This is a genomic window from Simkania negevensis Z (genome assembly GCF_000237205.1).
GTDB lineage: Bacteria > Chlamydiota > Chlamydiia > Chlamydiales > Simkaniaceae > Simkania > Simkania negevensis.
Window position 1 is genome coordinate 1,327,128 of record NC_015713.1, and the last position, 21,737, is coordinate 1,348,864.

Here is a 21,737-nt window from a genome sequence, read left to right on the forward strand (position 1 = left end):
TAAAACAGAGGAATTCTACCTAGTAGAAGAATAAAACTCTAGAGCTTTTGCCTCTTGAGCATGTCGGCAAAAAGCCCTTCTTCTTTTGCAAGAGCATCAAAGGTACCCGATTGGGTGATCTCCCCTCCTTCTAGCACGTAGATGCGACTGGCATTGCGGATGGTGCTGAGACGGTGGGCAATAACAATCCGTGTGATATCGAGCTGGTTGATATTTTGTGAAATCTCGCTTTGAGAGTGATTGTCGAGAGCACTTGTAGCTTCGTCTAAGAGAAGAATTTTTGGCTGAGGAAGGAGCGCTCGAGCAATGAGCAAGCGCTGTTTCTGCCCTCCAGAAAGGGTTTCCCCGTTCATAGGAATGACAGTATGGAGTCCCATAGGAAAGTAGTGGAGGTCGCGATGAAAACCCGAAAGACGAATCGCCCGGTCAATCTCTCCTTGGGTATAGCGTCCACCTGCAACGACATTTTGGTAGAGCGTTCCAGCTATGATTCCCCCACCTTGAAGAACCACCCCCATTTGTTTGCGTACTTCGTTGATGTTGAGATGAGATAAATCTTTTCCATTGTAGTAGACTGCTCCTCCCTGAGGAGTTTCAAAACCGAGGATGAGGCGGATGAGTGTCGACTTTCCACTTCCCGAGGGGCCAACGATGCCAATCATTTCATGAGGTTTTACTTGGATAGAAACATCTTTGAGAATAGGGGCACTTTTAGGGTCATAGCCAAAGGTGATGTGGTCCATGCGGATGTCCCCTGTGAGTTTTCCAGGTGAAGATTTGCTTTGGAGAAGCTCTTGCTTCTCCTCGAGAATCACTTTGGTCCGTTTAAGAATAGGGACGATTTGGGAAACTTGCATGAGGGTGTTGTTGAGATCAAAGATCGCGGCAGAAAATGTGAGAAAAGCGGTGTTATAAGCTAAAAAATCTCCTGTGGAAAGTCTTCCGGCTTCCTCAAGTTGAATCACAAAAGCAAAAATAATGAGGAAGGAAAAGAGGGGAAAGGCTGACATGGCAGCTGCCACAAAACTTTGTGCATGTTGCCCCTTCATTTCGAGATTTTTGGATTTAGCATATTGGGTGGCCCAATGAGCAAAAGCGTTATTTTCAGCTCCAGCGACCCGCAGTTTCGAAATCCCCGAAAGGATTTGAATCAAGGACCCGTTGATTTTTCCTTGATATTCCAGAACCTTTTTTTGCATTTTCACTTTGTAGCGGGCGCAGAAATAAGTCAGGGTCATCGAAACTAGAATGAGTAGAATGGCAATCAAGGAAAGTTTGAGAGAATAGATCGCCATCACGATAAGGTAAAAGAGGGCAAAGAATCCATTTAAGATGACGCGCGGCCCATCGCCTCCCAATATCGGTACTAACTGGTCCATAATCCAAACGCGCAACAGGAGATCTCCTCCCGAAAATCGCCGAAAAAAATTAGCAGGGAGCTTGAGTAAACGATCCCACAAAGACGACTGGATTTCAGCTGTTGCCACCCCTGTAATGCGTCCTATAATGAGCGAGCGAAAATAAATGAAAAGAGAGGTGCTGAGTGTTGCAACGATAAGTCCTCCAAAGAGCTGATAGAGCATATGCATGTTCGCATTCGGAATCGCGTGGTTAAACAAAATTGCCATTGCGCAAGGAGGGGCTAAAGCAAGTAAAGCTGCAATGAGTCCATAAGCTCCCAAAACGGCAAACTCACGCCAATTTCTCTTTGTGAAAAGCTGCATCACTTTCTTCCCAACATGAATGTGATCGGGAATCGACAGATAAAATGCATAGGCTTCATGGTAGAGCGTTTTAGCAACTTTTTCGTTTAAGGGTTTTTTTGTTCCTTGAACGGGATCATGGATTTCGTAAAAACCCCATTTATTTTGAAGAATGGCAACCGGATGTCTTTCTTTTCCATAGAACCCTAAGAGAGATCCTGCATCTTTTTTCCACCAATCTGGGCTTAAATTTGTCAGTCGAACGCGAATATTGGACTGTTTTCCAATCCTTTCAAGACGCTGTTTGATTGTTCCTTTGAAGGGCTTTCTTTCAGGAAGACTCAGCTCAATTCCTTTGTGTTTTCCGACGAGATAGCAAGCTTTAAAGAGAGGATCGGATGTCTGAACTTGCTCTTCCCCCATCTCTTCTTTGAGAATGGCGGCCATTTGATTGAGACTCTCGTGCAAGGTTTCCGATTGCAAAGCTTCTTTTTCTCGAAAACGTTTCAGCTCTTCTTCTGTTGTTTTCAGTTGTCGTTTCACTAAAAAATGCATCAAGAAGGTGTGAAATTGCTCTATCCCAGATGCCCATGTTCCATCTTGTATCACCGCATGAGTAGATTTAAATGCAATTTCTCCATTTTCTAGCCCGAGAAAATACTGATAAGGAATGATCGGAAAACTGCGGCGGGCTTCGGGAATTCTAATTTCATAGGGTCCTAAAAGTTTGAGAATCTCTCTTTCAAAATCACCCCATAAAACCCGCTTTTTTTCGTAGGGGTTTTCACTTATCCGTAAAGAAAAGATTTCTCCTCGATCGAGGTGTATTTCATTTTCTAGTTCTGCCCAACAATCGACCTTAATTTCAATATCTGTAGTTAAAAGAGGAGCAAACTGGTGGACCCAATGTTCGAGTTTCGGCAAGAAACACTCTTCCATTTCCTCATTTTTCAAATGCATCTCAAACTCCTCTTGAGAAAGCTCAATGAGAGTGATTTCTTGTTCGCTAAATGCAAAAATCTCAAAGTGACTGTCGTGATGCCTCTGCAGTGAAAAAATGAGACCGCCCTCTTCAACTGTGGAAAGGAGGATACGCCTTCCTTCTTGCTCACCCTTCTTCTCTACTGCAAAGAGGATCATCGATCCTTTTTCAAGAAGCCAAACAGATCCTTTCACTTGAAGATCTAAGCGGTAATTTGCTTCCGCTTCTGTGACCCGTCCTTTTTCATGAAACAGTGTTTCGAGCTTATTCATCTTCCACCGTCTCACTTTCAATCAGATTCTTGTAAACTTTTCCGAGCTTTTTTAGCTCTTCATGTGTTCCCCGCTCTACTACTTTTCCACGCTCCAGAACGATGATTTCATCACAATCCCGAATCGTGCTCAGCCGATGTGCAACCATGATTGCAGAGCACCCTCTTTTTCGAATCTTGTTCATGATCACTTTTTCTGTGCGTGAATCTAAGGCACTTGTTGCCTCGTCCATGATGAGAAGAGAAGGATTGTACAACAGGGCGCGAGCAATTTCTAAGCGTTGCCGTTGCCCTCCACTTAAGTTTCTTCCTCCTTCGATCAGTTCCATGTCGTAACCATAAGGGCGCCCCAAAATGTCATAGTGAATTGAAGCATCTTCAGCAGCTTGAATGAGCATATCATCTGGGACAGTGGCATCCCAGAGAGTGATATTATCTCGCACTGTTCCACTAAAGAGAAAGATATCTTGGTCAACGCTGGCAAGTGAGCGTTGCATCACTTCAGAGGGGTGTTCCTCATAAGGTTTGCCATCATAGGTGATTTCTCCACTCCAAGGCTGAAAAAGACCGGTTGAAAGTTTCGAAATCGTCGACTTTCCTGACCCTGAAGGCCCTACAAGAGCAACTCGTTGACCGGGTTTGATCTTGATATTGAGATTTTCAATAAGTGGCGGCGAAAGAGGACTATAACCAAAGGTGACATTTTTAAACTCCAAGTACCCATCGAGTTTAAGTACCTCTTTTCCCTTGTCTCCTTCTTTCCTTTTGGCATAGATACGATCGATCGGGTTATTGAGAACGTCATCGAGACGCATGAGGTTCACTTTCATGAACTGCATGAGCTGTCCAAAGTTGACAAACCGGGTGACAGGTTGCAAAAAACTAAGGAGAAGAATCTGAAGAGCAATGAGGGTTCCTGCGGACAAGTCTCCCTTCATGATCCGCCACCCCCCTATTCCTAAAAGGGCAGCCATCGCAAGACCTTGGAAAAAGACGGGGGTTGTAGAGAGGATAGCATCCTTTTCCCCAATGGCTTGAAGAGAATTGATCTTATTTGTTTCGTGTCCAACAAAGTTGTTGAATGCATCGTTTTCAGTTCCGGTCGCTTTGATCGTTTCAATCTGCTGGATAGCTCCAATCGTATAGCCTGACGACTGAGCTTGCTGTTTTTGCAATCTTGCATAGATGTCAGTGCGCGTCCGTTGGATGAGGCGCATCACCACCAAACTCATCAGAGCTGCGATGATTCCCACACTAGCAACAGTTACATCGTACATGAGCATGACAGCCCCGTAAAAAATGACGAGAATTAGGTCGATTGTTGTTGTTGCCAAAGTTCCGGTAATGGTTTGTGCGACTTGGTTATTAAAGCTCATCCGCGTGGCAATTTCAGCAGAATACCGCTGGTAATAAAACGTGACAGGTAGGCGGAGAATATGCCACAAAAACTCGCTCGAAAACCGGATCGAAAGTTTTGCATTCAGCCGATTGAGAAAGTATTGCTGCGTCCAAGAAAGGGTCCAAGAGAGTACCATTCCAATGGCGATCGCTCCCAAAAAGGCCTCTTTCCAAGGAAGAATATTTGAGACGAGAATGTTGTCGACAAAGATCCGAATGAATGCTGGCAAAGCTAATCCAGGAATGAGCAAGCAAAACCCTGCAATCAAAATGAAAAGGAGCGACATTTTGACAGGGGTGAGGCGCCTTTTCAGTTCTCGCCAAAGACCTTGAGCAGCTCCCCCCTTTTTAAAGGTTTTGGTCTTGTCAAAGTGAAGAGCTATCCCCGTAAAAGCCTCATCAAATTCCTCATAGGTGACAGTCCGAGGCCCAAAAGCAGGATCGTTGAGATAGACTCCATCCCGTCCAAACCCCTCAAGGACAACAAAGTGGTTGTAGTTCCAAAACAGAATCGTTGGCTGCTTCACCTGATAGATTTCACTCAGCCCCTCCCAAGTTCCCTTTCCCTTGAGGCCAAACTCTTTTGCAGCTTTAATGAGATTGAGAGCATTACTTCCATCGCGAGAGACTCCGCAAGAGACTCTGAGCTTTTCCATCGGAATAAAACGGCCGTAATACGCAAGCAAGATTGAGAGACAAGCCGCTCCGCATTCAGCATTTTCCATCTGAATGACTGTGGGGGTTCGAGCTCTCCAGTATGTTCTTGCTTTTAGCATTCCTCACCTTAAGATAGAATTGGAATGAGATAGGAAATGGGCTTTTTATTCTCAATTGTGATACGCACTGTTCCAAGTGATCCAGGAGATAAACGTTCCGTTGGCCCTTTGCCATAAGTCCAAGCAAGTCCTGATTTGTTATCAGGAGCAAGAAATGGTTGAACTATCACAAGCATTGCAGTTGCTCCTTTCGTGAGATCTTCTCGAAGTTTTTCTGAAGGAATCACCTTAAGCCGATCTGAATCTTTCGAAACCGCATAAGAAACCACTTCTGTAACCTGGCCTACTAACTGCCCATATTTTTGTGTATCAACTGCTCCTAACTCGACTGTTGCTTTCATTCCCTGCTTGACCCGCTCTGCTGCTTCAACAGGAATAAAGGCATACACTACGAAATCTTTGGGATAGACTTTTCGTTCAAACCACATCAAGATATCCCCTTGCTTCACTTGCTGACCTTTGCCCGTAGCCATTTGAAAGATAGTTCCATTGTCAGGGGCTAAAACCGTTTTCCCATCCGAAAGCTCCATGAGAACTTCTCCCTTCTGAACACCGCTTCCTGTCTTAATATACACTTGCAAAATAGAGCCATCCGTTGGGCTATTTAAGGTGTACTGTGCGTCCGGAGCAAGTAAAATACCTTTTCCCGTTGTGATGATGGGAATTTCACCTAAGAATGACCAAACTAAAATCCCTAAAATAATCGCAACAAGTGTGGCTAACACGACCCAACCGCGCAAACGAATCACAACAAGAAGTTTGTTAAGTTGCGATGGAGAAGAAAGTCTTTCTACTGAATCGTGTCTGAATATCCCTTTAGCCATGAATCTATCTCACTATTGGAAAGTGATGATCCCTTGAGGCAAAAAGCTTAGTTCCAAAATAGTGAGTTAGCTTCATATCACGACGACACCATCTAGACTTGTTTTAAATTCACCTCATAACATAAGTATATTTTATATGAACGAAAATAACGAAACCTCAAGCGCAATCAAAAATTGGAATAAAATCATCCGTAAAATTTGGGATGATCCAACCCAAAAACAGGCCCTTATTGAAAACCCTCGGACTGTTTTAAAAGAAAATGGGATCGACGTTCCCGAAAAGATTGCCATTCACATCCATGAAAACACAGATGAAGTGGTTCACTTTGTCCTCCCCAAAAAGCCTCCTAAAGAGCTTTCAAACGACTTCTTAAGCCATATCGTTGCTGGCTTTCACTACGCTGAAGAAACAATTTTTCCAAAAAATTTAAATTCTTAGAAGATTGAAATCATGTGCTTTAAGAAATGGGTAAGTCTTAAATCTTTGATGATAAGCATATCTCACAGCTACTCTGCAAATTGAAAATAACTCCAAAAAATGTTATCATAGATGTATCTTAATGATAAAAAAAGTAGAAAGATGAAAGAGTTTCCACACAAACCACTTATGTGCATAGCGTTAGCGAAGTTCCTCGTCTTAGAAGGCGGGAAAAAGGGTGGATCAGTCTCTTTTAGACTGTCGCCTCTGCTTCAGCAATTCAATTTTCTTGCTTACTAATTTTAAAGACTTTGCGCTACGTTGCATCCCACTCTAGGGATCTTTGGAGAGCCGTTTCCTGATGTTTTTCAGGTGGTACTTTTGGGCTGTTAAGCTCGAAGTTACCTCACGCCAGTTAAGAGGCATTGCGATTGGGGAGCCCCATCAAGGCTGCGAACTGCGTAGGAAGCCACAGAGGTTTGCGCATACCCATTTCTCAAATAATCGATAAAAAGCTTTCTTCCTCGCTCTGTTTTCCGTGGGTTCAGCGTGTACTTACCCATCTTTTGTTCCACAAGAAAAGCCGCAATCTCTTTGGCGTAGTTTCGCACCTCGTCAAAAGTATGTGCTGGCTTGATTGGAACCACGACATGAAGTCCCTTAGAACCTGTGGTCATCACAAAGGTTTTTAGTTTGCACCCCTTCTCTAGTACCTCCCTTAAATCACGAGCTGCCTCAAGAACAAGGGAAAAGTCATTTCCTGGAGGATCAAGGTCAAAAATCATCTGGTCGGGACAATCGAGGTTGTCACTTCGGCTCAGCCAAATATGAGGAGTGATGCAAGCTTGATTTGCCAAATACTTGAGAGTCTCTTTGTTATTGCACAAAACCAATTTTTGAAGTTGTTTGAGTATATAGGCAAGTTGATTTTTAAAGCTCATCAGATGATAATAAGTCTGCTTATTAGTAAGAAGGGTTATTATGGCTGGAAGAATTTTTTTGGGATGCATAAGAACTTTTTATCCTCACCCCAATTACTCGTTAAACCTATGGGGGCAACTCAGATCTTGTTCCTATAGCACAACTAACAAAGCGAATACTCAAGGTCGTACGGTTTTTAATAGTCAGGTTTCTCCTGAAAACAACTATTTAAAAACTAAAGAAATTAAGCAAGCTCCTCCATTTATTCAAGATAGGCTAGCAACTGCTAGTCCAGAAGAAATTGCAAGTGATAGAGATTTGCTCAATGAGTTGGCTAGGCAATATGAAACAACTAAGACAGACGAAGATTTTATAGAAGGAACCAAGTTCTGTATGGAAATGATGAAATCAAGGCTAAGCGGTCAATAACTAGCAAAAATAAGCCTTGAACATGTCACGGCTTATTCTTTTTAGCTTTTTATTCCAAGTGCAAATAGGAACAGCCCAAGACTTCATGACACCCCCTACTTCCAAACGGAGGTCATAGTGGAGAGAGCGAGCCGCATGCATTTGAACGACAAAAGCTGGATTTCCAGCTGACTTTGCCACCTTTGCCTTCGGCTCTTTGAACCGCTTAAAGTTCCTTCTCTTAGATGATGTCGTCATGAGTTTCCTGAAGCTTTTCTTTTACTCTGAGAAAATCTTTTTTTGAAGTTACTTTTTTTTAGATTTTCAGTATACTTTTGCTTCAAAAAAGGAGTTTTTATGTCTCACATTATCGATCTAACAGATACCTACGAGAAATGCTTACCAAAAGAGCTGTCAAAATTTGTTGATGAAAATCCTAGCATTGATGGAAAGCAAATTTCCCATAATGGAAAAAAGTGGAATGTCTTAGTTGATGTAAAATCTGACGCATCTGCAACCTACATTCGCATCGAATCAGATGGAGAATTTCATATCTGGAACTGCATGAAACATCTCTCTGAAGAAGGTAAAATCAAAGTCTCTCAATTTAGTGGTCCTCTCACATCAGATTATACGATTGCATATGAAACAACTGGGCAGCGCTTCTCCGAGCTAATCATCCAAGGAAAAATCTTAGGCCCTGAAGGATCTTTTCAGTTAGATGAAAAAATTGCCAATCTTGCAATGGGGTGGATTCAGCAGCAAGGATTGGAAGAAGACTGTAAAAAATTAACAGGAAAAGAATTCACCCCTCCAAAAGAGATTTCTACTCCTACAGATTCTCCATCTGCCCCTTCTCAAAATTTTTTTCCCCTCGCATTTAAACTTGCTGCAATCGCCTTTGCTCTATTTTTGGCTTATAAAGTTGCAACCTATGTGATCGGACGCATGCAACGTACAGATCATTTGACAGGAATGTCTAGTGTTCAATAAACTTTTATCTTTATGAATTTCTTTGGGGTAAAAAAATGTCAACTGTTCTTCTAGCAAATCTTCCTATCACCTTTCAACAACGCATTCAACCTCTTCTAAAGAATCCCACCACTATTGTGCATCCCACGACTGGAGTAGAAGAAAAAAAAACCTTTTTTGATGCTTTGACATATGGAGTCGATTTTAAATTCAGAGAAATCGTTTGGAACGTTCAGGTTGCTGGTGATGCAAATAAAACCTTCGTTCGCCTTAGCTCAGAAGATTCTGTGTATATCAGCCTTTTTGAACAAGATAAGGGACAAATACGCCATTGCACACTGCTATCTACGCCCGAAAAAACCGAAGAAGAGCCTTTGCCAAAAACTTTTGATTGTTTTCCTTCAACTTGTTCACATCCCTTCTTTTTCGTAGAAGTGATCTTAAGTGGAGAGTGTCAGGGACCAGCTTCTTCTAAAAGGATCCCACAAGCCGTTCATCAAGTTGCAACTGATTGGATCAAAAAATACAGCCCTACAAAAAACTATCTCATTCCTCTTCAAAAATATGAACCGGCTAAAACTTCTGAGTTTGATCCCCTAACCCAGAAAGTCGATGATGAAATCTTTAAAAAAATCTTCAAAATCCTGGGAATCATCGCTCTTGTTTACGCTGTTTATCGAGTCGTTATTCAACTCTTCCAGCCCAAATTGCCAACTCCTGTGCCACCAGACGCTCCTCCGGCTATCTTAGTGATCGAATAAGAAACAGAGTTGCTTTTTTCTTTCTCCTTCTTCTATTAGGTTAAGTAATAGAGGAGATTGGTATGGCAAACGTCGATCCCAAACGCATCGATGCTCTTGATGCTTACTTTCGTGCTTGTAATTATCTGTCGGTGGGACAAATTTACTTGCGCTCTAACCCACTGCTCAAAGAGCCACTCAAACCTGAGCATATCAAAAAACGGCTCTTGGGGCATTGGGGAACCTCTCCTGGACTCAACTTTATCTATGCCCACCTCAATCGCTTGATCCAAGATACAAAAGCAAAAATGATTTATCTGACAGGTCCCGGTCATGGAGGGCCTGCCTTACGCGCTAATGTCTACCTAGAAGGGTGCATGACAGAAACCTACCCCGACCTCACTCAAGATCTTTCAGGAATAGAAAAACTGATGAAAGACTTTTCCCATCCAGGTGGAGTTCCAAGTCATGTGAGCCCTCCAACTCCAGGTTCGATTCATGAAGGAGGAGAACTTGGCTACTCCCTCGTCCATGCTTACGGAGCCATCTTAGACAATCCCGAGCTGATTGCTGTTTGCGTCGTGGGAGATGGAGAAGCTGAAACGGGACCTCTTGCAACAAGTTGGCAATCAAACAAGTTTATCAACCCGAAACGAGATGGAGCTGTCTTGCCGATTCTACATCTCAACGGGTATAAAATCTCAGGACCAACTGTTTTTGGAAGGATGCCCGACACGAAAATTGAGCAATTTTTCAAAGGGTGTGGATATCAGCCCCGTTTCATTGAAGGAGACGATCCTAAGTCTCTTCACCCTGTCCTTTGGAAAACGCTCGACTGGGCTTATGCTGAAATTCGAAAAAAACAATCGGAACCTTTCGATGGAAATCCTGTCGAATGGCCGATGATCGTGATGCGCACCCCAAAAGGATGGACGGGCCCTAAAGAAGTCGATGGAAAAAAAATAGAAGGCACCTTTCGCTCGCATCAAGTTCCCCTCTCCGATGTCATCGAAAAAAAAGACCATCTTGAAATCCTCGAAAATTGGATGAAAAGTTACAAGCCGCAGGAGCTCTTTGATGCAGCAGGAAAACCCAATTCAAACATCTTATCTATTGTTCCTCCAAAAGAACTCCGCATGGGCTCTACCCCTCATGCAAATGGAGGCCTTCTCCTCAAAGAATTAACCATCCCAGACACGGCAGATTACGAAGTGAAAGTCCCGAGCCCAGGAAGTGTGATAGCCGAAGCCACTCGCGTACTTGGAAAACTCGTGCGGGATATCATGAAAGAAAACAAAGATAACTTTCGGGTCTTTTGTCCTGATGAAACCAATTCCAACCGATTCAATCACGTCTTTGAAGTCACAGGACGAACTTATCTTGGAGAAATTTTTGATAGCGATGACGACTTATCTCATGAAGGACGTGTCATGGAAGTGCTCAGCGAACATCTTTGTCAAGGATGGCTTGAAGGGTATCTCCTCACTGGACGGCATGGGATCTTTCCCTGCTACGAAGCCTTTGCTCTCATTGTCGATTCGATGCTGAACCAACACGGAAAATGGCTCAAAGCTTGCCAAGAACTTCCCTGGAGAAAGCCCATTGCCTCTCTCAACTATTTGCTCACTTCCCATGCATGGCGTCAAGATCACAATGGATACAGCCATCAAGGACCTGGATTTATCGAATCTGTCATGCAAAAGAAATGCTCCATTGCCCGGATCTATCTCCCTCCTGATGCCAACTGCTTACTCGAGGTCGGAAAACACTGTTTAAAGAGTAAAAACTACATCAACTTGATTATTTCTGGAAAACAGCCCATGCCTCAATGGCTAAACATGAAACAAGCTAAAGAACATTGCACTAAAGGAGCCTCTATCTGGGATTGGGCATCCAATGACAATGGGCATCCCGACATCATCATGGCAGCTGCTGGTGACATTCCAACTCTCGAAACCCTTGCTGCTATTTCAATTCTGCGAAAAAAATTTCCTGATCTAAAGATCCGCATGGTCAATGTTGTCGACCTCTTCACACTGATGCCCCATTCGCGTCATCCTCACGGATTTGATGAGGAAACCTTCGCCTCTCTTTTTGGAACAGAGACTCCTGTTATTTTTGCCTTTCATGGCCACCCTCGGGTCATCCACGAACTCACCTACAAGCGCTCTTATCCTCACCGATTCCACGTCCGGGGTTACATTGAAGAAGGAACGACAACAACACCTTTCGATATGGTTGTTTGTAATGAGATGAGCCGTTTTCATTTAGCAGTTGAAGCGTTGCATCACCTGCCACAGATGAAATCCGTTGCTGGAGATTTTATTACAGAATGCACACAGAAGCTAGATGACCATAAGGTCTATATTTATGAACATGGGGAAGATATTCCTGAAGTCCGTAATTGGAAATGGGAGGCATAAAAAACATGGGTGACTTTGATAAACTATCTGTGGAAGAAACAGCAAAAAAACTCGAAACCGATTCTGAAAAAGGTCTCACATCCCAAGAAGCTCAAAAGCGGATCGAAAAGTATGGAGAAAACATCCTAGAGACGAAACAGAAAAGCATTTATTTCCAGCTTCTCACCTTCTTCTGGGGACCTATTCCGTGGATGATCGAAATCGCAGCGGTCTTATCAGGCTATCTACAAAGATGGCCAGACTTTATCATGATTGTCGCTCTGCTTCTCATCAATGCAGCTCTTGGGTTCTTTCAAGAGTTTAAAGCAAACAATGCCATCGAAGCTCTGAAACAAAAACTCGCTCTTAAAGCACGCGTCTTGCGCGACGGGAAATGGCAAACAATTGATGCGAAAGACCTCGTCCCTGGGGATGTCACCTCAGTAAAATTAGGAAACATCATCCCCGCTGACATCAAACTTAGCAGAGGAGAGTATTTGACTGTTGACCAATCGGCGCTCACAGGAGAATCACTCCCAGTGAATAAAAAGATCGGGGATATGGCCTTTTCTGGAACAATCGCCAAGCTTGGAGAAATGACAGGTATTGTCACTGAAACCGGATTTAGCACCTTCTTTGGACGCACAGCAAAGCTCGTCACAGAAGCCAAAACACAGTCTCACTTTCAACAAGCTGTCATGAAGATCGGTCACTTTTTGATTTTTTTGACGCTTGGGATTGCAGCAGTGCTCCTCATCTTTGCCTTATTCCGTATGAAAATAAGCCACACCTTACACATCGACTTAGGAAACCTTGCCATCTTCATCCTCGTTTTAGTCATAGCAGGAATCCCCGTTGCACTCCCTGCCGTCTTATCGATGACGATGGCCATTGGAGCCAGTCGGATGGCCAAACTCAAAGCCATTGTCGCCAAACTCATCGCCATCGAAGAACTTGCCGGCATGGATGTCCTCTGCTCAGACAAAACCGGAACTCTAACAAAAAACGAACTCACCGTTGGCGATATTCAAACCTACAAAGCAACACCTGAAGACGTTCTTTTAAACGCTTGCTTGGCCTCGAATCTCAATGGAGATGACGCCATCGATTTAGCCATTGGCGCAAGCTACAAAGAAAAACAGCATCTTTCTAAGTACAAAATCACCAAGTTTATCCCTTTCGATCCGGTGAGTAAAAAAACAGAAGCTCTTGTTACAGGTCCTAGCAGCGAAACCTTTCATGCCGCCAAAGGAGCACCCCAAGTCATTTTAGCTCTTGCAAACCCTGATGAAAAACTTGCGGCACAAGTCAATAAAGCCGTTGAAGAACTCGCTGCCCGTGGGTTTCGAACACTCGGTGTCGCAAAAGGAGATGGTAAAAGCTGGACCTTTTTAGGACTCATTCCCCTCTTTGATCCCCCTCGTGAAGATACAAAAGAAACCATTGAAAAAGCCAAAGAGATGCACGTTAAAGTGAAAATGGTGACCGGAGATCATACGGCCATCGCCAAAGAAATTGCTGGGAAACTTGATCTTGGTACCAATATTGTCCCTGCAAGTCAGCTCTGCTCAAAAGATCTAACCGAAGAAGCCTCAGAAAAAATGCTGGAACAAGCCGATGGATTTTCTGAAGTCTTTCCAGAACACAAGTTTCAAATTGTCAAACGACTTCAAGCCAAAAAGCACATTGTGGGCATGACAGGCGATGGAGTGAACGATGCTCCCGCGCTGAAACAAGCAGATATCGGCATAGCCGTTAGCAATGCCACAGATGCTGCGCGTGCTGCTGCCGATCTCATTTTGACCGAGCCAGGCCTTCTCGTCATCAAGCATGCGATTGATGAAGCAAGGCGCATTTTCGGTCGTATGAAAAGCTACGCCATGTACCGGATCAGTGAAACCTGTCGCCTCCTCTTTTTCCTCTTTCTCGCTCTAGTTCTCTTTCAAACAAGCGCGCTAACAGCTGTCATGATCATCGTCATCGCCCTTCTCAACGATATCCCGATTATGATGATTGCCTACGACCACATGAAAGCACAAATCAAACCGGTCTCATGGGACATGCGGGAAGTCTTTACCGTCGCTATTGGCCTTGCGGTTGTTGGAGTCATTTCGACCTTCGGCCTCTTTTGGATAGGACGAGAATTTTGGCACTTTGATTTGCAGCACAGCCGCACCCTAGCCTTTATGGCCATTCTATGTGGAGGGAACCTGACCATCTACCTCACACGAAATACCGGCGAGCTTTTTGCTAAACCTCTCCCTGAATGGAAGTTTTTTCTTGCCACTCTTTTCTCACAAGTAGTAGGAACACTCGCTTCTGTCTATGGGCTCGGCTCTGCAGACTTTGTAGGCATTGGTTGGAAGTACGTCGGCCTTTCCTGGCTCTACATTGCAGTTTGGTTTGTGATTTGCATGTGGACAAAGATTGTGATCTACAAAATTCTCAATTATAAAGGTAGTACTGAGGAATTTTTAGAAAAAACCTCAAGAAGACTCCATCATCATGGATAAGAAATTAAGTCGCCTGATTGAGATAAAAACCATTTGGTCCTTTCTATCGTCAAAAATACCGAGAATTTAAGCGAACTCTCTCCTGAGAATAAGTGCAAGAAACCCAGAGTACCGCTTGGAAAATTTCTTCCATTTATTTTTTCATTCAGGAAAAATCATAGTGCTAATTTTAAAGTTAACAATAAAAGGCTGAGCTATGGAAAGGGTAAATCCTAATCAAGTTCTAGAGATTGATGCATGGAATTGTCGCAGTTGCTGGGAACCAATTCAGGATGGTCCTATGAGACATAACGTGCAATGTAATGCGAGCTTTCATCTACAATGCATTGAGACGTGGCTCAAAAACAACTTGTCTTGTCCTTTCTGCAGAGTCGAAGTTTCAAGGGACAACTTCTTTGTTGATAACAATTTAAGAGAAGGTTTAGAAGAACTTCAACAAAAAGCTCTAGAATGGGCACAGCAAAGAGAGAACGTAGCTCCTCAAAATCCTCAACAGGCAAGCGATGAAAGTTGTGACACAACGAATCGTGAAAAGCAAAGTCTCGAAGACACATATACAAAAATGCCAGCAAAACAACTCCTTCAATTTGAGGATGGTGTGACTCCTAAAGATAAAAAATTTTCGAAAGAAATGGAAGCCATAAAAAAAGCAGACCTCCGTCTTTTTCAACAACATGTGAATAAAGATAACGTAAAAGAAATAAGAATAGACCACATTCACAACATCGTGGCTGTGAAGAAATCAGGTGATTACCATTTTTATCAAATTGGAAATGGTTCTGGGCCTTCATTAGGTCGTTTTAAGCACTTTCATTCTGGAGTGGAAGATATTTCTCGTAGAATTTTTTCATAGGAATACACTCAAGCTACTTCAAAAGTTGGTTTTGGGCAACGCGAAAGGAGCACAAATGTGAGAAAAATGACGCGCTTTAGCTTAAAGCTCTTGATGAAGAAAAGATCGTTTGCGCACATTGATAGACATTTGCCCAACTAGAATCCTCCTTCGATGCAGAAGTGAGTGCCGCATAAAGCTTTTTAAAACGCCCAGGATCATGATGCTCAGCATGAAGGAGTGAATAGAGGCTATCATGCTCATCTGGCATCATCTTTGCAACCGTTTCAGCAATGGTCCCATGAAATGTCTCATGTGGGCGATACTTTTTTGCAATCCATTGAGAGTGTCCTTTGAGCTGCTCTAATGCATAAAACGAATCAAAATTAGGAGCAACATGCTTGAGCTCATAATCTACATTCGCCCCAAAATGCTTTTTTACGAGCTCTTGAGTTTGCAAAGCAGAACCATGTTCTAACCTCTCAACCGCTCGGACAAGGTCATCAACTGAAGCTGAGCCTTGAATCAACACTTCAAATTCTTCTCCCTTTGTAAGGTTATAGAGTTCAAATGCAATATAGGCAATCTGATCGATCTTAGGTAACTCTTTAAACTCTCGAGAAAGAACGACCACACGATCCTTGTAGCGACAAAGAGACTTATGCCCTTGCGTATCAGATGTCTCAAAAGAGATCTCTAAAAGATCTAACTTGCAGTCAATACCAGAAAAGAAATCCTTATAGGATTCCACTAAAGACATCATTTTATATCTCCCTCATTTTTAGAATGTTGCAAATTATAGCAAAGCTCATCTTTTTTGTAAATTAATATTAAATCACTTTAAATAAGATATTTAAAATAATTAAGTAATTAATATATAAATTTATACAAATATAATTAAATTTTATGTTATAATTTACAGTTTAAAGATGGAAAGAAGGATAGGGAATATGAGTTATTTATCTAAGCTAGCGTCAACGCTAACTGAGCTAGCGCCTACGCTAAGGTCTGAAAAAATCGCACCACTAAGAGAAGAAATAGCCACAACTCTAAGAGCACGTGGGTACGGTCCAAGAATTACAAATTTAGTAGAGCATCATCACTACCCAGTTGAAGTAGCCACTCTCATTGTTGGAATGGAAGTGATCATGTCTGCACAAAACCAAAACGAAAAAGATAAATCTATCGATCCTGAAAAAATTACAACACCCCCAAAAGAATCTGATGACGTTAGGGAAATTCCTGCAGTTGCCACACTTAGAGCGGAACCCAAAAAAAGCACCCTTGATCGGCTACTAGAGGAAAAAACCGGGGTTAGATACGACCCACGCTTAGCAATCACTGACTTTAATCAACTTTTACGAGATAAAGCAATAGATGCCATCGACTTTCTTCTGACATCAAACTTAGCTTCACCAAAACAAGTTCGCGCCATTCATGCCTATTTATTCGAAAATCAAGGAGCATTTAGAGACTTCCGAAAACTTCATGGAAGCACTCTTGAAGCACAAAACCGACAGTTTGAAAAATTTCTGCGTGTCATAGACCCCGACCTTCTTAACGAGAATAAATCGTGGCTTTCTCAAGTGAATTTATTTGGTTTATCATCTGACCGCCTTAACTGGATTCAGATGCAAAACGAGGAAGTTGACCCCACTCTCAATAGCGCCCTGCTCGAATATGAAAAACAACATCGATCAATAGATATTTCTCAAGAGATCAGCAGATTTCAAACGAGTTCCCCTCTTCAGTTCAGCCAATGGATAGAGTTGCGCATGAATGGGTCTAAAACAATTAGCACACCTACTGATAAAACGCAGAGGGCCACATTAAATTGGCAGGCTGCTGATCAAAAAACACGCAAAGAAGCAGCTACGCATGAAAGGCAAGGGCAACCTGTTACTTTTACAACTGTTCAAGCCATTCATCAAACTCTCACCGCAGGTGAAGAAGAAAACGCGGGGCAACTCCGTAAAAAAGCTGTGCGCTCAAGTGGAGCCGTCGAAATCTACCCTCGTGAAATCAATGTGAAAGACATGACAAGCGATTATGAACGCTGGCTCAATCAGCAAATTGTTCTCTGTGAAAAAGGGGAAAAAAGTGTGATTTTGACAGCAGCGCAAGCTTACCAACGGCTCGTCTCGATTCACCCATTTGATGGTGGAAACGGAAGAATGTCGAGACACATGATGGACTACGTTTTAGAACGTTTTGGACTTCCTCCTGCTGCATTGGGAGAGTCTGTTGATGACGCAGTTTTTGGCCTAAAGGTCAAGTCACCTAGACAACAAGATGAATTTGTGCGCAAAGTCTTTGGAGGAGTTCAAAGAAGTTACAGCATGATTCATGGAGAGTAAACATGACTTCTATCTCAGCTGTCTCTAACAGAACGATTCAATTTCTGAACGAAAGCAACTACATGGAAGGGATTCATGAAATCGATTATGCAAATCCTACGTTTCAGGATCCCCAAAAAGGGCACTTTGGAGCATTTACCCTGTCACAAGATGCAGGCAGAAACCACACACCCTTGTCGGTAAAAATTCTACGCACTTGGCAAGCCCTACTGGGAAAAGAGCAGCAAGAACAAAGTGGAGATCACATCGACGATAGAGAAATTGGCCATATCCGCGGTCCATCGCTGCAGAAAAATGTCCGAATTGGAAAGCATGTTCCTCCCAGTTACGAACGTGTCCCTGCTCTGCTACAGTGTTGGGTTGAGGACTTCAATGAAGATTTAGCAAAGAATCATGAAATATACACCAAAGACGATGAAGCTTTCGCAAATTTTGCAGGCTCGTACTTCCTCCGGTTTGAAAGAATCCATCCTTTTGGCGATGGAAATGGCAGGATGGGACGATTAATCGCTAACTACATCTCGGCCTACTGCAACCGGCCTCTTCTCATCTTCCCAGCAGAGTATTCATTGCGAAACAGGTATATCGAAGCCCACGAATCTGAAGAAGCCATGATAAACTACTTCTCACAGAGAATCGCTGAAGCAAGAAGCTAATCGTTTTCTTCCAGCCATTGACGGCTGATATTGATGAGACGAAGTGTCAACTCTGTATTGTCAGGTGACATGTGCTCTGTTTCGAGATTGACTACCGTTTTTGGCTCAGGAATCACATCTTGCAGCCTTTGAGCACATTCGAAGGGAATTTGGGTATCATAAAGGCCGTTGATGATCAAAAATTTCCCTTTCATCTTCGGAGCATAAAGTAACGGATCAATGGGTTTAAATAAAGCTGCGGCCATCGAGGAAACCGGCCCTTTGAGGAAACCTGGCACCTTGAGATTTGCTTTGAGAAGGCAGTGAATCCCCGCTCCACCATAAGCTAATACCGCAGGACCTAGTTTTATCCCCTCTTCTTGAGCTGTCACATACGTCACAGGAATAAAAATCGACCCAAAGCTATACCCCATGAATTCAATCGGTTTCGGCCCCAGCCAAGTTTGCTCCTGCAAGTACTTGATGATTTCAATTAGCTGTGGGGGTACCTCCAAAAGGGCCTTTCGAACAGATAACAGATTCCATAAAACATCTAGCTTACGCAGTTTTTTTAGCGTATCAGAATACTCATAGGCTACAAGAGCATAGTCTCCATGATCTGGAACGAAGCGAAGACTTTCTCTCCCCGTCATGAGCCCACCAACAATCACGATACAAGGAAGACCCCCATCTGGAATGATTTCTGGAAGGCTAATCGTAAACATAGCCCTTCCATCTTGGCCACAATCGAGAATCACATCTTGATAAGTACGCGTCTCCTGATTATCAGGCTCCTGATATTTTTTATCCAAAATGACCTTCCCTTGGTGATACGCCCATGCAAGATTAAATGTGGAGAGGAGAATAAGAAAAAGTAAACAGACTTTGGTGCCTTTTAGGTAGCTCATTATTAAACGCCCTCAAGCACCTTTTATAAAATCCCCCCCTTTCTTACAACCTTTCGAGAGAACCCTAAGCTAAGAAGTCCTTCTTGATCCGCTCTATTTCTTTTAGAACCTTTTCAAGCTTAACTTCTTGATGCATCGTATCAGTCATATAATTCCAAAGCTGCTTGAAATCGTGGGCAATTTCTTTGCCAATTTCTTTAGCCAAATCATGCCCTTTTACGAGAGCCTCATTGAGATTTTCATGCATTTGTTCTGTCTTTTGCTCAAATTCCCGATTCAAAGTCGCGATATCACGCGTCAGATCAGACAAATCTTCAGGATTCGCTAAATGTTCACGACGATGATCTAGTTCTTTTTCCAACCGCTGATAATAATCATGGCATTCACTGAGTTCCTTCTGCTGAACAGCAATGACATCAAGGAGCTTAAGTAGGGTCTTTTTTTTCGCGTCCATTTACTTCGCATCTAGGTAACATTTTTGAGCAAAATCCCAATGAATCACATCTTTAAATTGCTCGATAAATCGAGGACGTTCATTGCGATAATCAATATAATAAGCGTGTTCCCACACATCTAAAGTGAGAATGGGAGTTTTGTTGTGTTTTAATGGGGTATCAGCGTTACTAAGAGCCATGATTTCGAGCTTTCCTTGACCATCACTTGCAAGCCAAGCCCAGCCTGATCCAAAAAGGGTCGCAGCAGCATCTGAGAATTGCTTCATGAAAGGCTCTAACCCGCCAAAATCTCTCTCAATGGCTTCTTTAAGTTCTCCTTTAGGTTGCCCTCCCCCATTAGGAGACATGCAATGCCAGAAAAAGGTGTGATTCCAAGCTTGAGCAGCATTATTAAACACCCCACCCGAAGACTGGACAACCACTTCTTCTAATGAAAGCTGCGCTTCTTTTTTCCCTTCAACAAGTCCATTGAGCTTGTTGAAATAAGCAGCATGGTGTTTGTTGTAGTGATAATGCATTTGCTCTTCAGAGACAAAAGGAGCAAGCGCAGATAAGTCATAAGGTAGATCAGGTTGTTTGAATGCCATTTGAATACACCTTGGTAACAGGATTTAAAACGAACTTTTAAGTGTACGAAAAAAATGATTTTAGCTCTACGTAAAATCGAGATTAGATCACGGAGGGCAGGTTGCGCCCTCCCTTTAACTAAGGCAAAATGCGACTAGCCGCTCTTTGTTGTTTGCACCACATAATGCAAACCAGCAAGATCTCCACTTTGAAAAATTTTCCCTTCGAGCTCTGGAAGCATAGATTTTCCATTATCGCACCTCATTTGCATCTGGCTCACTTGATCTAAAGAAAGGATGTATACTATGCCATCTTCAAGTTGAGTTGGATCAAAATGATCAGAATCAAAGAGGTATACAATTTTATTCTCAATACCACTCTCAAGCATCTGACGAATAACCTTGTCAACGTAAGGAACGCAGTTATAATTCTTGCACACTTCACGGTTAAATGCCGTAAAATGCTCCCGATGAGCTGGAAGAAATATTTGCTGCATGATTTTAGAATATGAATCATATGTATTCGAGCGGTCAGTTTTAACCGTCGGTATGGTTCTTCGGGCATGCTGGATAGGTCTACACCGAGAAAAGAGGTTTGCCAACGATGAAGAAAAAGTGACTTTATGATCGCGTTCTTCATAACAAAACCTTTTGTTTGCTGAAATGGCTTCACTGATACTTTGATCTCCTGTAACTAAAACTTCTTCCTCTGAAGATTGCCACAATATAAGGAGATCTCGATGATTAAAGTCTCCAACACAGCATCTGACAATTCTCCCTACTCCACCAATCGAAATAGATCGTTCTTTTTTTTCATCAGAAATGATCAATGTTTGCACATGATTCATTCGACAAATCTCTTCTAGTGTTCTTTTATTTTTGTCCACGTCGAAGCGAGGAAGAGTAAAAACAAGCATTTCATCGCTTTGGTTTGTTTTAAGAAGCGCATCTACAAACCCCAGCCGCAACGTATCATCACTTGAATAACCGACATAGAGACCACAACTTTTGGCAAAAGCTTCTAAGGATAGATCACCAACAACCCTCAATCGCATTTCAGAAGAGATCTCATTCAAACGTTCCATTCGTTGAGCTCTTGACGTGAGTAAGTGTTGCTTTTCCCAGTCATGCTCAATGAAAATCCCAGCTTTATCCGGACCTAAACCAAGCCCAACTGAAAGATAAAAAGGCTCGAGAACTGGAATCCTATCAGGATCAAATCCATATTCAAAAAGAGAGAGAGTTTTAATCCCTTTTCGACGCAGATGATAAAAAGCATCTCCACACCCCGTTGAAGGAGCAATCACTTGAAGTGCCAAATCAGAAACTTCCTCTAGTTCTGGATCGCCTCTAAAATGCCAGAGTCGCGGCTTCAAAAGAGGCCCAATTGCAAAGTGATACTGATGAAAGTTTTGACATCTTTCTAAGTTAGGTGCTCGAATTTCAACTTGCCTATCCTCCAGAGTCCCAGCTTGAACAAGGCTTTGAGCGCATTTAAAAGCGCAGCTGATATCCCCTAAATTGTCTTGGGGATTGGTTGTAAAAAGAATTTTTTGAGTTGAAGCTATTGCTGAACTTGCCATTTTTCCCTCCTGGAAGTCAATAACGACAAAAAAAATAACTCATATTAAAGTTTTTGTCTCCATAATTTACATA

19 protein-coding genes are annotated in these 21,737 nt (G+C 42.7%); 9 read left to right on the forward strand and 10 right to left on the reverse strand.

The window, feature by feature from the left end:
- Positions 1-38 precede the first annotated feature (38 nt).
- The 3 genes from SNE_RS06710 to SNE_RS12305 are packed head-to-tail and all read right to left on the reverse strand — an operon-like array spanning position 39 to position 5,954.
- Positions 39-2,957, reverse strand: coding sequence for an NHLP bacteriocin export ABC transporter permease/ATPase subunit (locus SNE_RS06710; protein WP_013943623.1), 2,919 nt, complete (start codon positions 2,955-2,957; stop codon positions 39-41).
- Positions 2,950-5,130: an NHLP family bacteriocin export ABC transporter peptidase/permease/ATPase subunit gene (locus SNE_RS06715; RefSeq protein ID WP_013943624.1), complete on the reverse strand. Its 2,181-nt coding sequence runs from the start codon at positions 5,128-5,130 to the stop codon at positions 2,950-2,952. Before SNE_RS06715 ends, SNE_RS06710 begins: the two co-directional genes overlap by 8 nt.
- A gap of 8 nt (positions 5,131-5,138) precedes the next feature.
- On the reverse strand, positions 5,139-5,954 hold the full coding sequence (locus SNE_RS12305) for an HlyD family efflux transporter periplasmic adaptor subunit (protein ID WP_013943625.1): 816 nt from the start codon (positions 5,952-5,954) through the stop codon (positions 5,139-5,141).
- 136 nt (positions 5,955-6,090) lie between these two features.
- Between SNE_RS12305 and SNE_RS06725 the strand changes: the two genes are divergently transcribed.
- On the forward strand, positions 6,091-6,393 hold the full coding sequence (locus SNE_RS06725) for an NHLP leader peptide family RiPP precursor (protein WP_013943626.1): 303 nt from the start codon (positions 6,091-6,093) through the stop codon (positions 6,391-6,393).
- Between the two features lie 380 nt (positions 6,394-6,773).
- Here SNE_RS06725 and ligD read toward each other — a convergent pair whose 3' ends face one another.
- Complete coding sequence (gene ligD / locus SNE_RS06730) at positions 6,774-7,313, reverse strand: non-homologous end-joining DNA ligase LigD (RefSeq protein ID WP_013943628.1); 540 nt, start codon at positions 7,311-7,313, stop codon at positions 6,774-6,776.
- A gap of 40 nt (positions 7,314-7,353) precedes the next feature.
- On the opposite strand from ligD, the gene SNE_RS06735 reads away from it, so the two are divergent.
- On the forward strand, positions 7,354-7,722 hold the full coding sequence (locus SNE_RS06735) for a hypothetical protein (protein WP_013943629.1): 369 nt from the start codon (positions 7,354-7,356) through the stop codon (positions 7,720-7,722).
- Here the strand turns inward: SNE_RS06735 and SNE_RS06740 are convergent, their stop codons facing one another.
- Complete coding sequence (locus tag SNE_RS06740) at positions 7,723-7,959, reverse strand: DNA polymerase ligase N-terminal domain-containing protein (protein ID WP_013943630.1); 237 nt, start codon at positions 7,957-7,959, stop codon at positions 7,723-7,725.
- Between the two features lie 99 nt (positions 7,960-8,058).
- On the opposite strand from SNE_RS06740, the gene SNE_RS06745 reads away from it, so the two are divergent.
- From SNE_RS06745 to SNE_RS06765, 5 genes are all read left to right on the forward strand, one after another.
- The gene (locus SNE_RS06745) at positions 8,059-8,694 is read left to right on the forward strand and encodes a hypothetical protein (RefSeq protein ID WP_013943632.1); all 636 of its coding nucleotides are present in this window, start codon (positions 8,059-8,061) and stop codon (positions 8,692-8,694) included.
- Between the two features lie 35 nt (positions 8,695-8,729).
- Positions 8,730-9,434, forward strand: a complete 705-nt coding sequence (locus SNE_RS06750) for a hypothetical protein (RefSeq protein ID WP_013943633.1) — start codon at positions 8,730-8,732, stop codon at positions 9,432-9,434.
- A gap of 62 nt (positions 9,435-9,496) precedes the next feature.
- The gene (locus SNE_RS06755) at positions 9,497-11,836 is read left to right on the forward strand and encodes a phosphoketolase family protein (protein ID WP_013943634.1); all 2,340 of its coding nucleotides are present in this window, start codon (positions 9,497-9,499) and stop codon (positions 11,834-11,836) included.
- 5 nt (positions 11,837-11,841) lie between these two features.
- Positions 11,842-14,328: a plasma-membrane proton-efflux P-type ATPase gene (locus SNE_RS06760; RefSeq protein WP_041419360.1), complete on the forward strand. Its 2,487-nt coding sequence runs from the start codon at positions 11,842-11,844 to the stop codon at positions 14,326-14,328.
- A 196-nt stretch (positions 14,329-14,524) separates the two neighbouring features.
- The gene (locus SNE_RS06765; RefSeq protein WP_013943636.1) at positions 14,525-15,181 is read left to right on the forward strand and encodes an RING finger domain-containing protein; all 657 of its coding nucleotides are present in this window, start codon (positions 14,525-14,527) and stop codon (positions 15,179-15,181) included.
- A 76-nt stretch (positions 15,182-15,257) separates the two neighbouring features.
- On the opposite strand, the gene SNE_RS06770 is transcribed toward SNE_RS06765, so the two are convergent.
- Entirely contained in the window at positions 15,258-15,923 is a 666-nt protein-coding gene (locus SNE_RS06770; RefSeq protein ID WP_148258973.1) for a hypothetical protein, read from the reverse strand.
- Positions 15,924-16,110: 187 nt separating this feature from the next.
- On the opposite strand from SNE_RS06770, the gene SNE_RS06775 reads away from it, so the two are divergent.
- Both SNE_RS06775 and SNE_RS06780 read left to right on the forward strand, forming a co-directional pair.
- Positions 16,111-17,517, forward strand: coding sequence for a Fic family protein (locus tag SNE_RS06775; protein ID WP_013943638.1), 1,407 nt, complete (start codon positions 16,111-16,113; stop codon positions 17,515-17,517).
- A gap of 2 nt (positions 17,518-17,519) precedes the next feature.
- Positions 17,520-18,173 carry a Fic family protein gene (locus tag SNE_RS06780; RefSeq protein ID WP_013943639.1) on the forward strand — a complete coding sequence of 218 codons (654 nt, stop codon included), beginning with the start codon at positions 17,520-17,522 and terminating at the stop codon, positions 18,171-18,173.
- On the opposite strand, the gene SNE_RS06785 is transcribed toward SNE_RS06780, so the two are convergent.
- From SNE_RS06785 to SNE_RS06800, 4 genes are all read right to left on the reverse strand, one after another.
- Positions 18,170-19,060, reverse strand: a complete 891-nt coding sequence (locus tag SNE_RS06785) for an alpha/beta hydrolase family protein (RefSeq protein ID WP_013943640.1) — start codon at positions 19,058-19,060, stop codon at positions 18,170-18,172. The genes SNE_RS06780 and SNE_RS06785 overlap by 4 nt on opposite strands.
- Positions 19,061-19,124: 64 nt before the next feature.
- A complete protein-coding gene (locus tag SNE_RS06790) occupies positions 19,125-19,514 on the reverse strand; it encodes a hypothetical protein (RefSeq protein WP_013943641.1) in 390 nt (129 codons plus the stop codon).
- Entirely contained in the window at positions 19,515-20,102 is a 588-nt protein-coding gene (locus SNE_RS06795; RefSeq protein ID WP_013943642.1) for a superoxide dismutase, read from the reverse strand.
- 134 nt (positions 20,103-20,236) lie between these two features.
- Positions 20,237-21,664 (reverse strand): hypothetical protein, encoded by a 1,428-nt coding sequence (locus SNE_RS06800; RefSeq protein ID WP_013943643.1) that lies wholly within the window; start codon positions 21,662-21,664, stop codon positions 20,237-20,239.
- Between the last annotated feature and the right edge of the window lie 73 nt (positions 21,665-21,737).

Coding starts and splice junctions, on each gene's coding strand:
- SNE_RS06710 (WP_013943623.1), bottom strand. CDS start 2,957: ATGAATAAGCTCGAAACACTGTTTCATGAAAAAGGACGGGTCACAGAA.
- SNE_RS06715 (WP_013943624.1), bottom strand. CDS start 5,130: ATGCTAAAAGCAAGAACATACTGGAGAGCTCGAACCCCCACAGTCATT.
- SNE_RS12305 (WP_013943625.1), bottom strand. CDS start 5,954: ATGGCTAAAGGGATATTCAGACACGATTCAGTAGAAAGACTTTCTTCT.
- SNE_RS06725 (WP_013943626.1), top strand. CDS start 6,091: ATGAACGAAAATAACGAAACCTCAAGCGCAATCAAAAATTGGAATAAA.
- ligD (WP_013943628.1), bottom strand. CDS start 7,313: ATGAGCTTTAAAAATCAACTTGCCTATATACTCAAACAACTTCAAAAA.
- SNE_RS06735 (WP_013943629.1), top strand. CDS start 7,354: ATGGCTGGAAGAATTTTTTTGGGATGCATAAGAACTTTTTATCCTCAC.
- SNE_RS06740 (WP_013943630.1), bottom strand. CDS start 7,959: ATGACGACATCATCTAAGAGAAGGAACTTTAAGCGGTTCAAAGAGCCG.
- SNE_RS06745 (WP_013943632.1), top strand. CDS start 8,059: ATGTCTCACATTATCGATCTAACAGATACCTACGAGAAATGCTTACCA.
- SNE_RS06750 (WP_013943633.1), top strand. CDS start 8,730: ATGTCAACTGTTCTTCTAGCAAATCTTCCTATCACCTTTCAACAACGC.
- SNE_RS06755 (WP_013943634.1), top strand. CDS start 9,497: ATGGCAAACGTCGATCCCAAACGCATCGATGCTCTTGATGCTTACTTT.
- SNE_RS06760 (WP_041419360.1), top strand. CDS start 11,842: ATGGGTGACTTTGATAAACTATCTGTGGAAGAAACAGCAAAAAAACTC.
- SNE_RS06765 (WP_013943636.1), top strand. CDS start 14,525: ATGGAAAGGGTAAATCCTAATCAAGTTCTAGAGATTGATGCATGGAAT.
- SNE_RS06770 (WP_148258973.1), bottom strand. CDS start 15,923: ATGATGTCTTTAGTGGAATCCTATAAGGATTTCTTTTCTGGTATTGAC.
- SNE_RS06775 (WP_013943638.1), top strand. CDS start 16,111: ATGAGTTATTTATCTAAGCTAGCGTCAACGCTAACTGAGCTAGCGCCT.
- SNE_RS06780 (WP_013943639.1), top strand. CDS start 17,520: ATGACTTCTATCTCAGCTGTCTCTAACAGAACGATTCAATTTCTGAAC.
- SNE_RS06785 (WP_013943640.1), bottom strand. CDS start 19,060: ATGAGCTACCTAAAAGGCACCAAAGTCTGTTTACTTTTTCTTATTCTC.
- SNE_RS06790 (WP_013943641.1), bottom strand. CDS start 19,514: ATGGACGCGAAAAAAAAGACCCTACTTAAGCTCCTTGATGTCATTGCT.
- SNE_RS06795 (WP_013943642.1), bottom strand. CDS start 20,102: ATGGCATTCAAACAACCTGATCTACCTTATGACTTATCTGCGCTTGCT.
- SNE_RS06800 (WP_013943643.1), bottom strand. CDS start 21,664: ATGGCAAGTTCAGCAATAGCTTCAACTCAAAAAATTCTTTTTACAACC.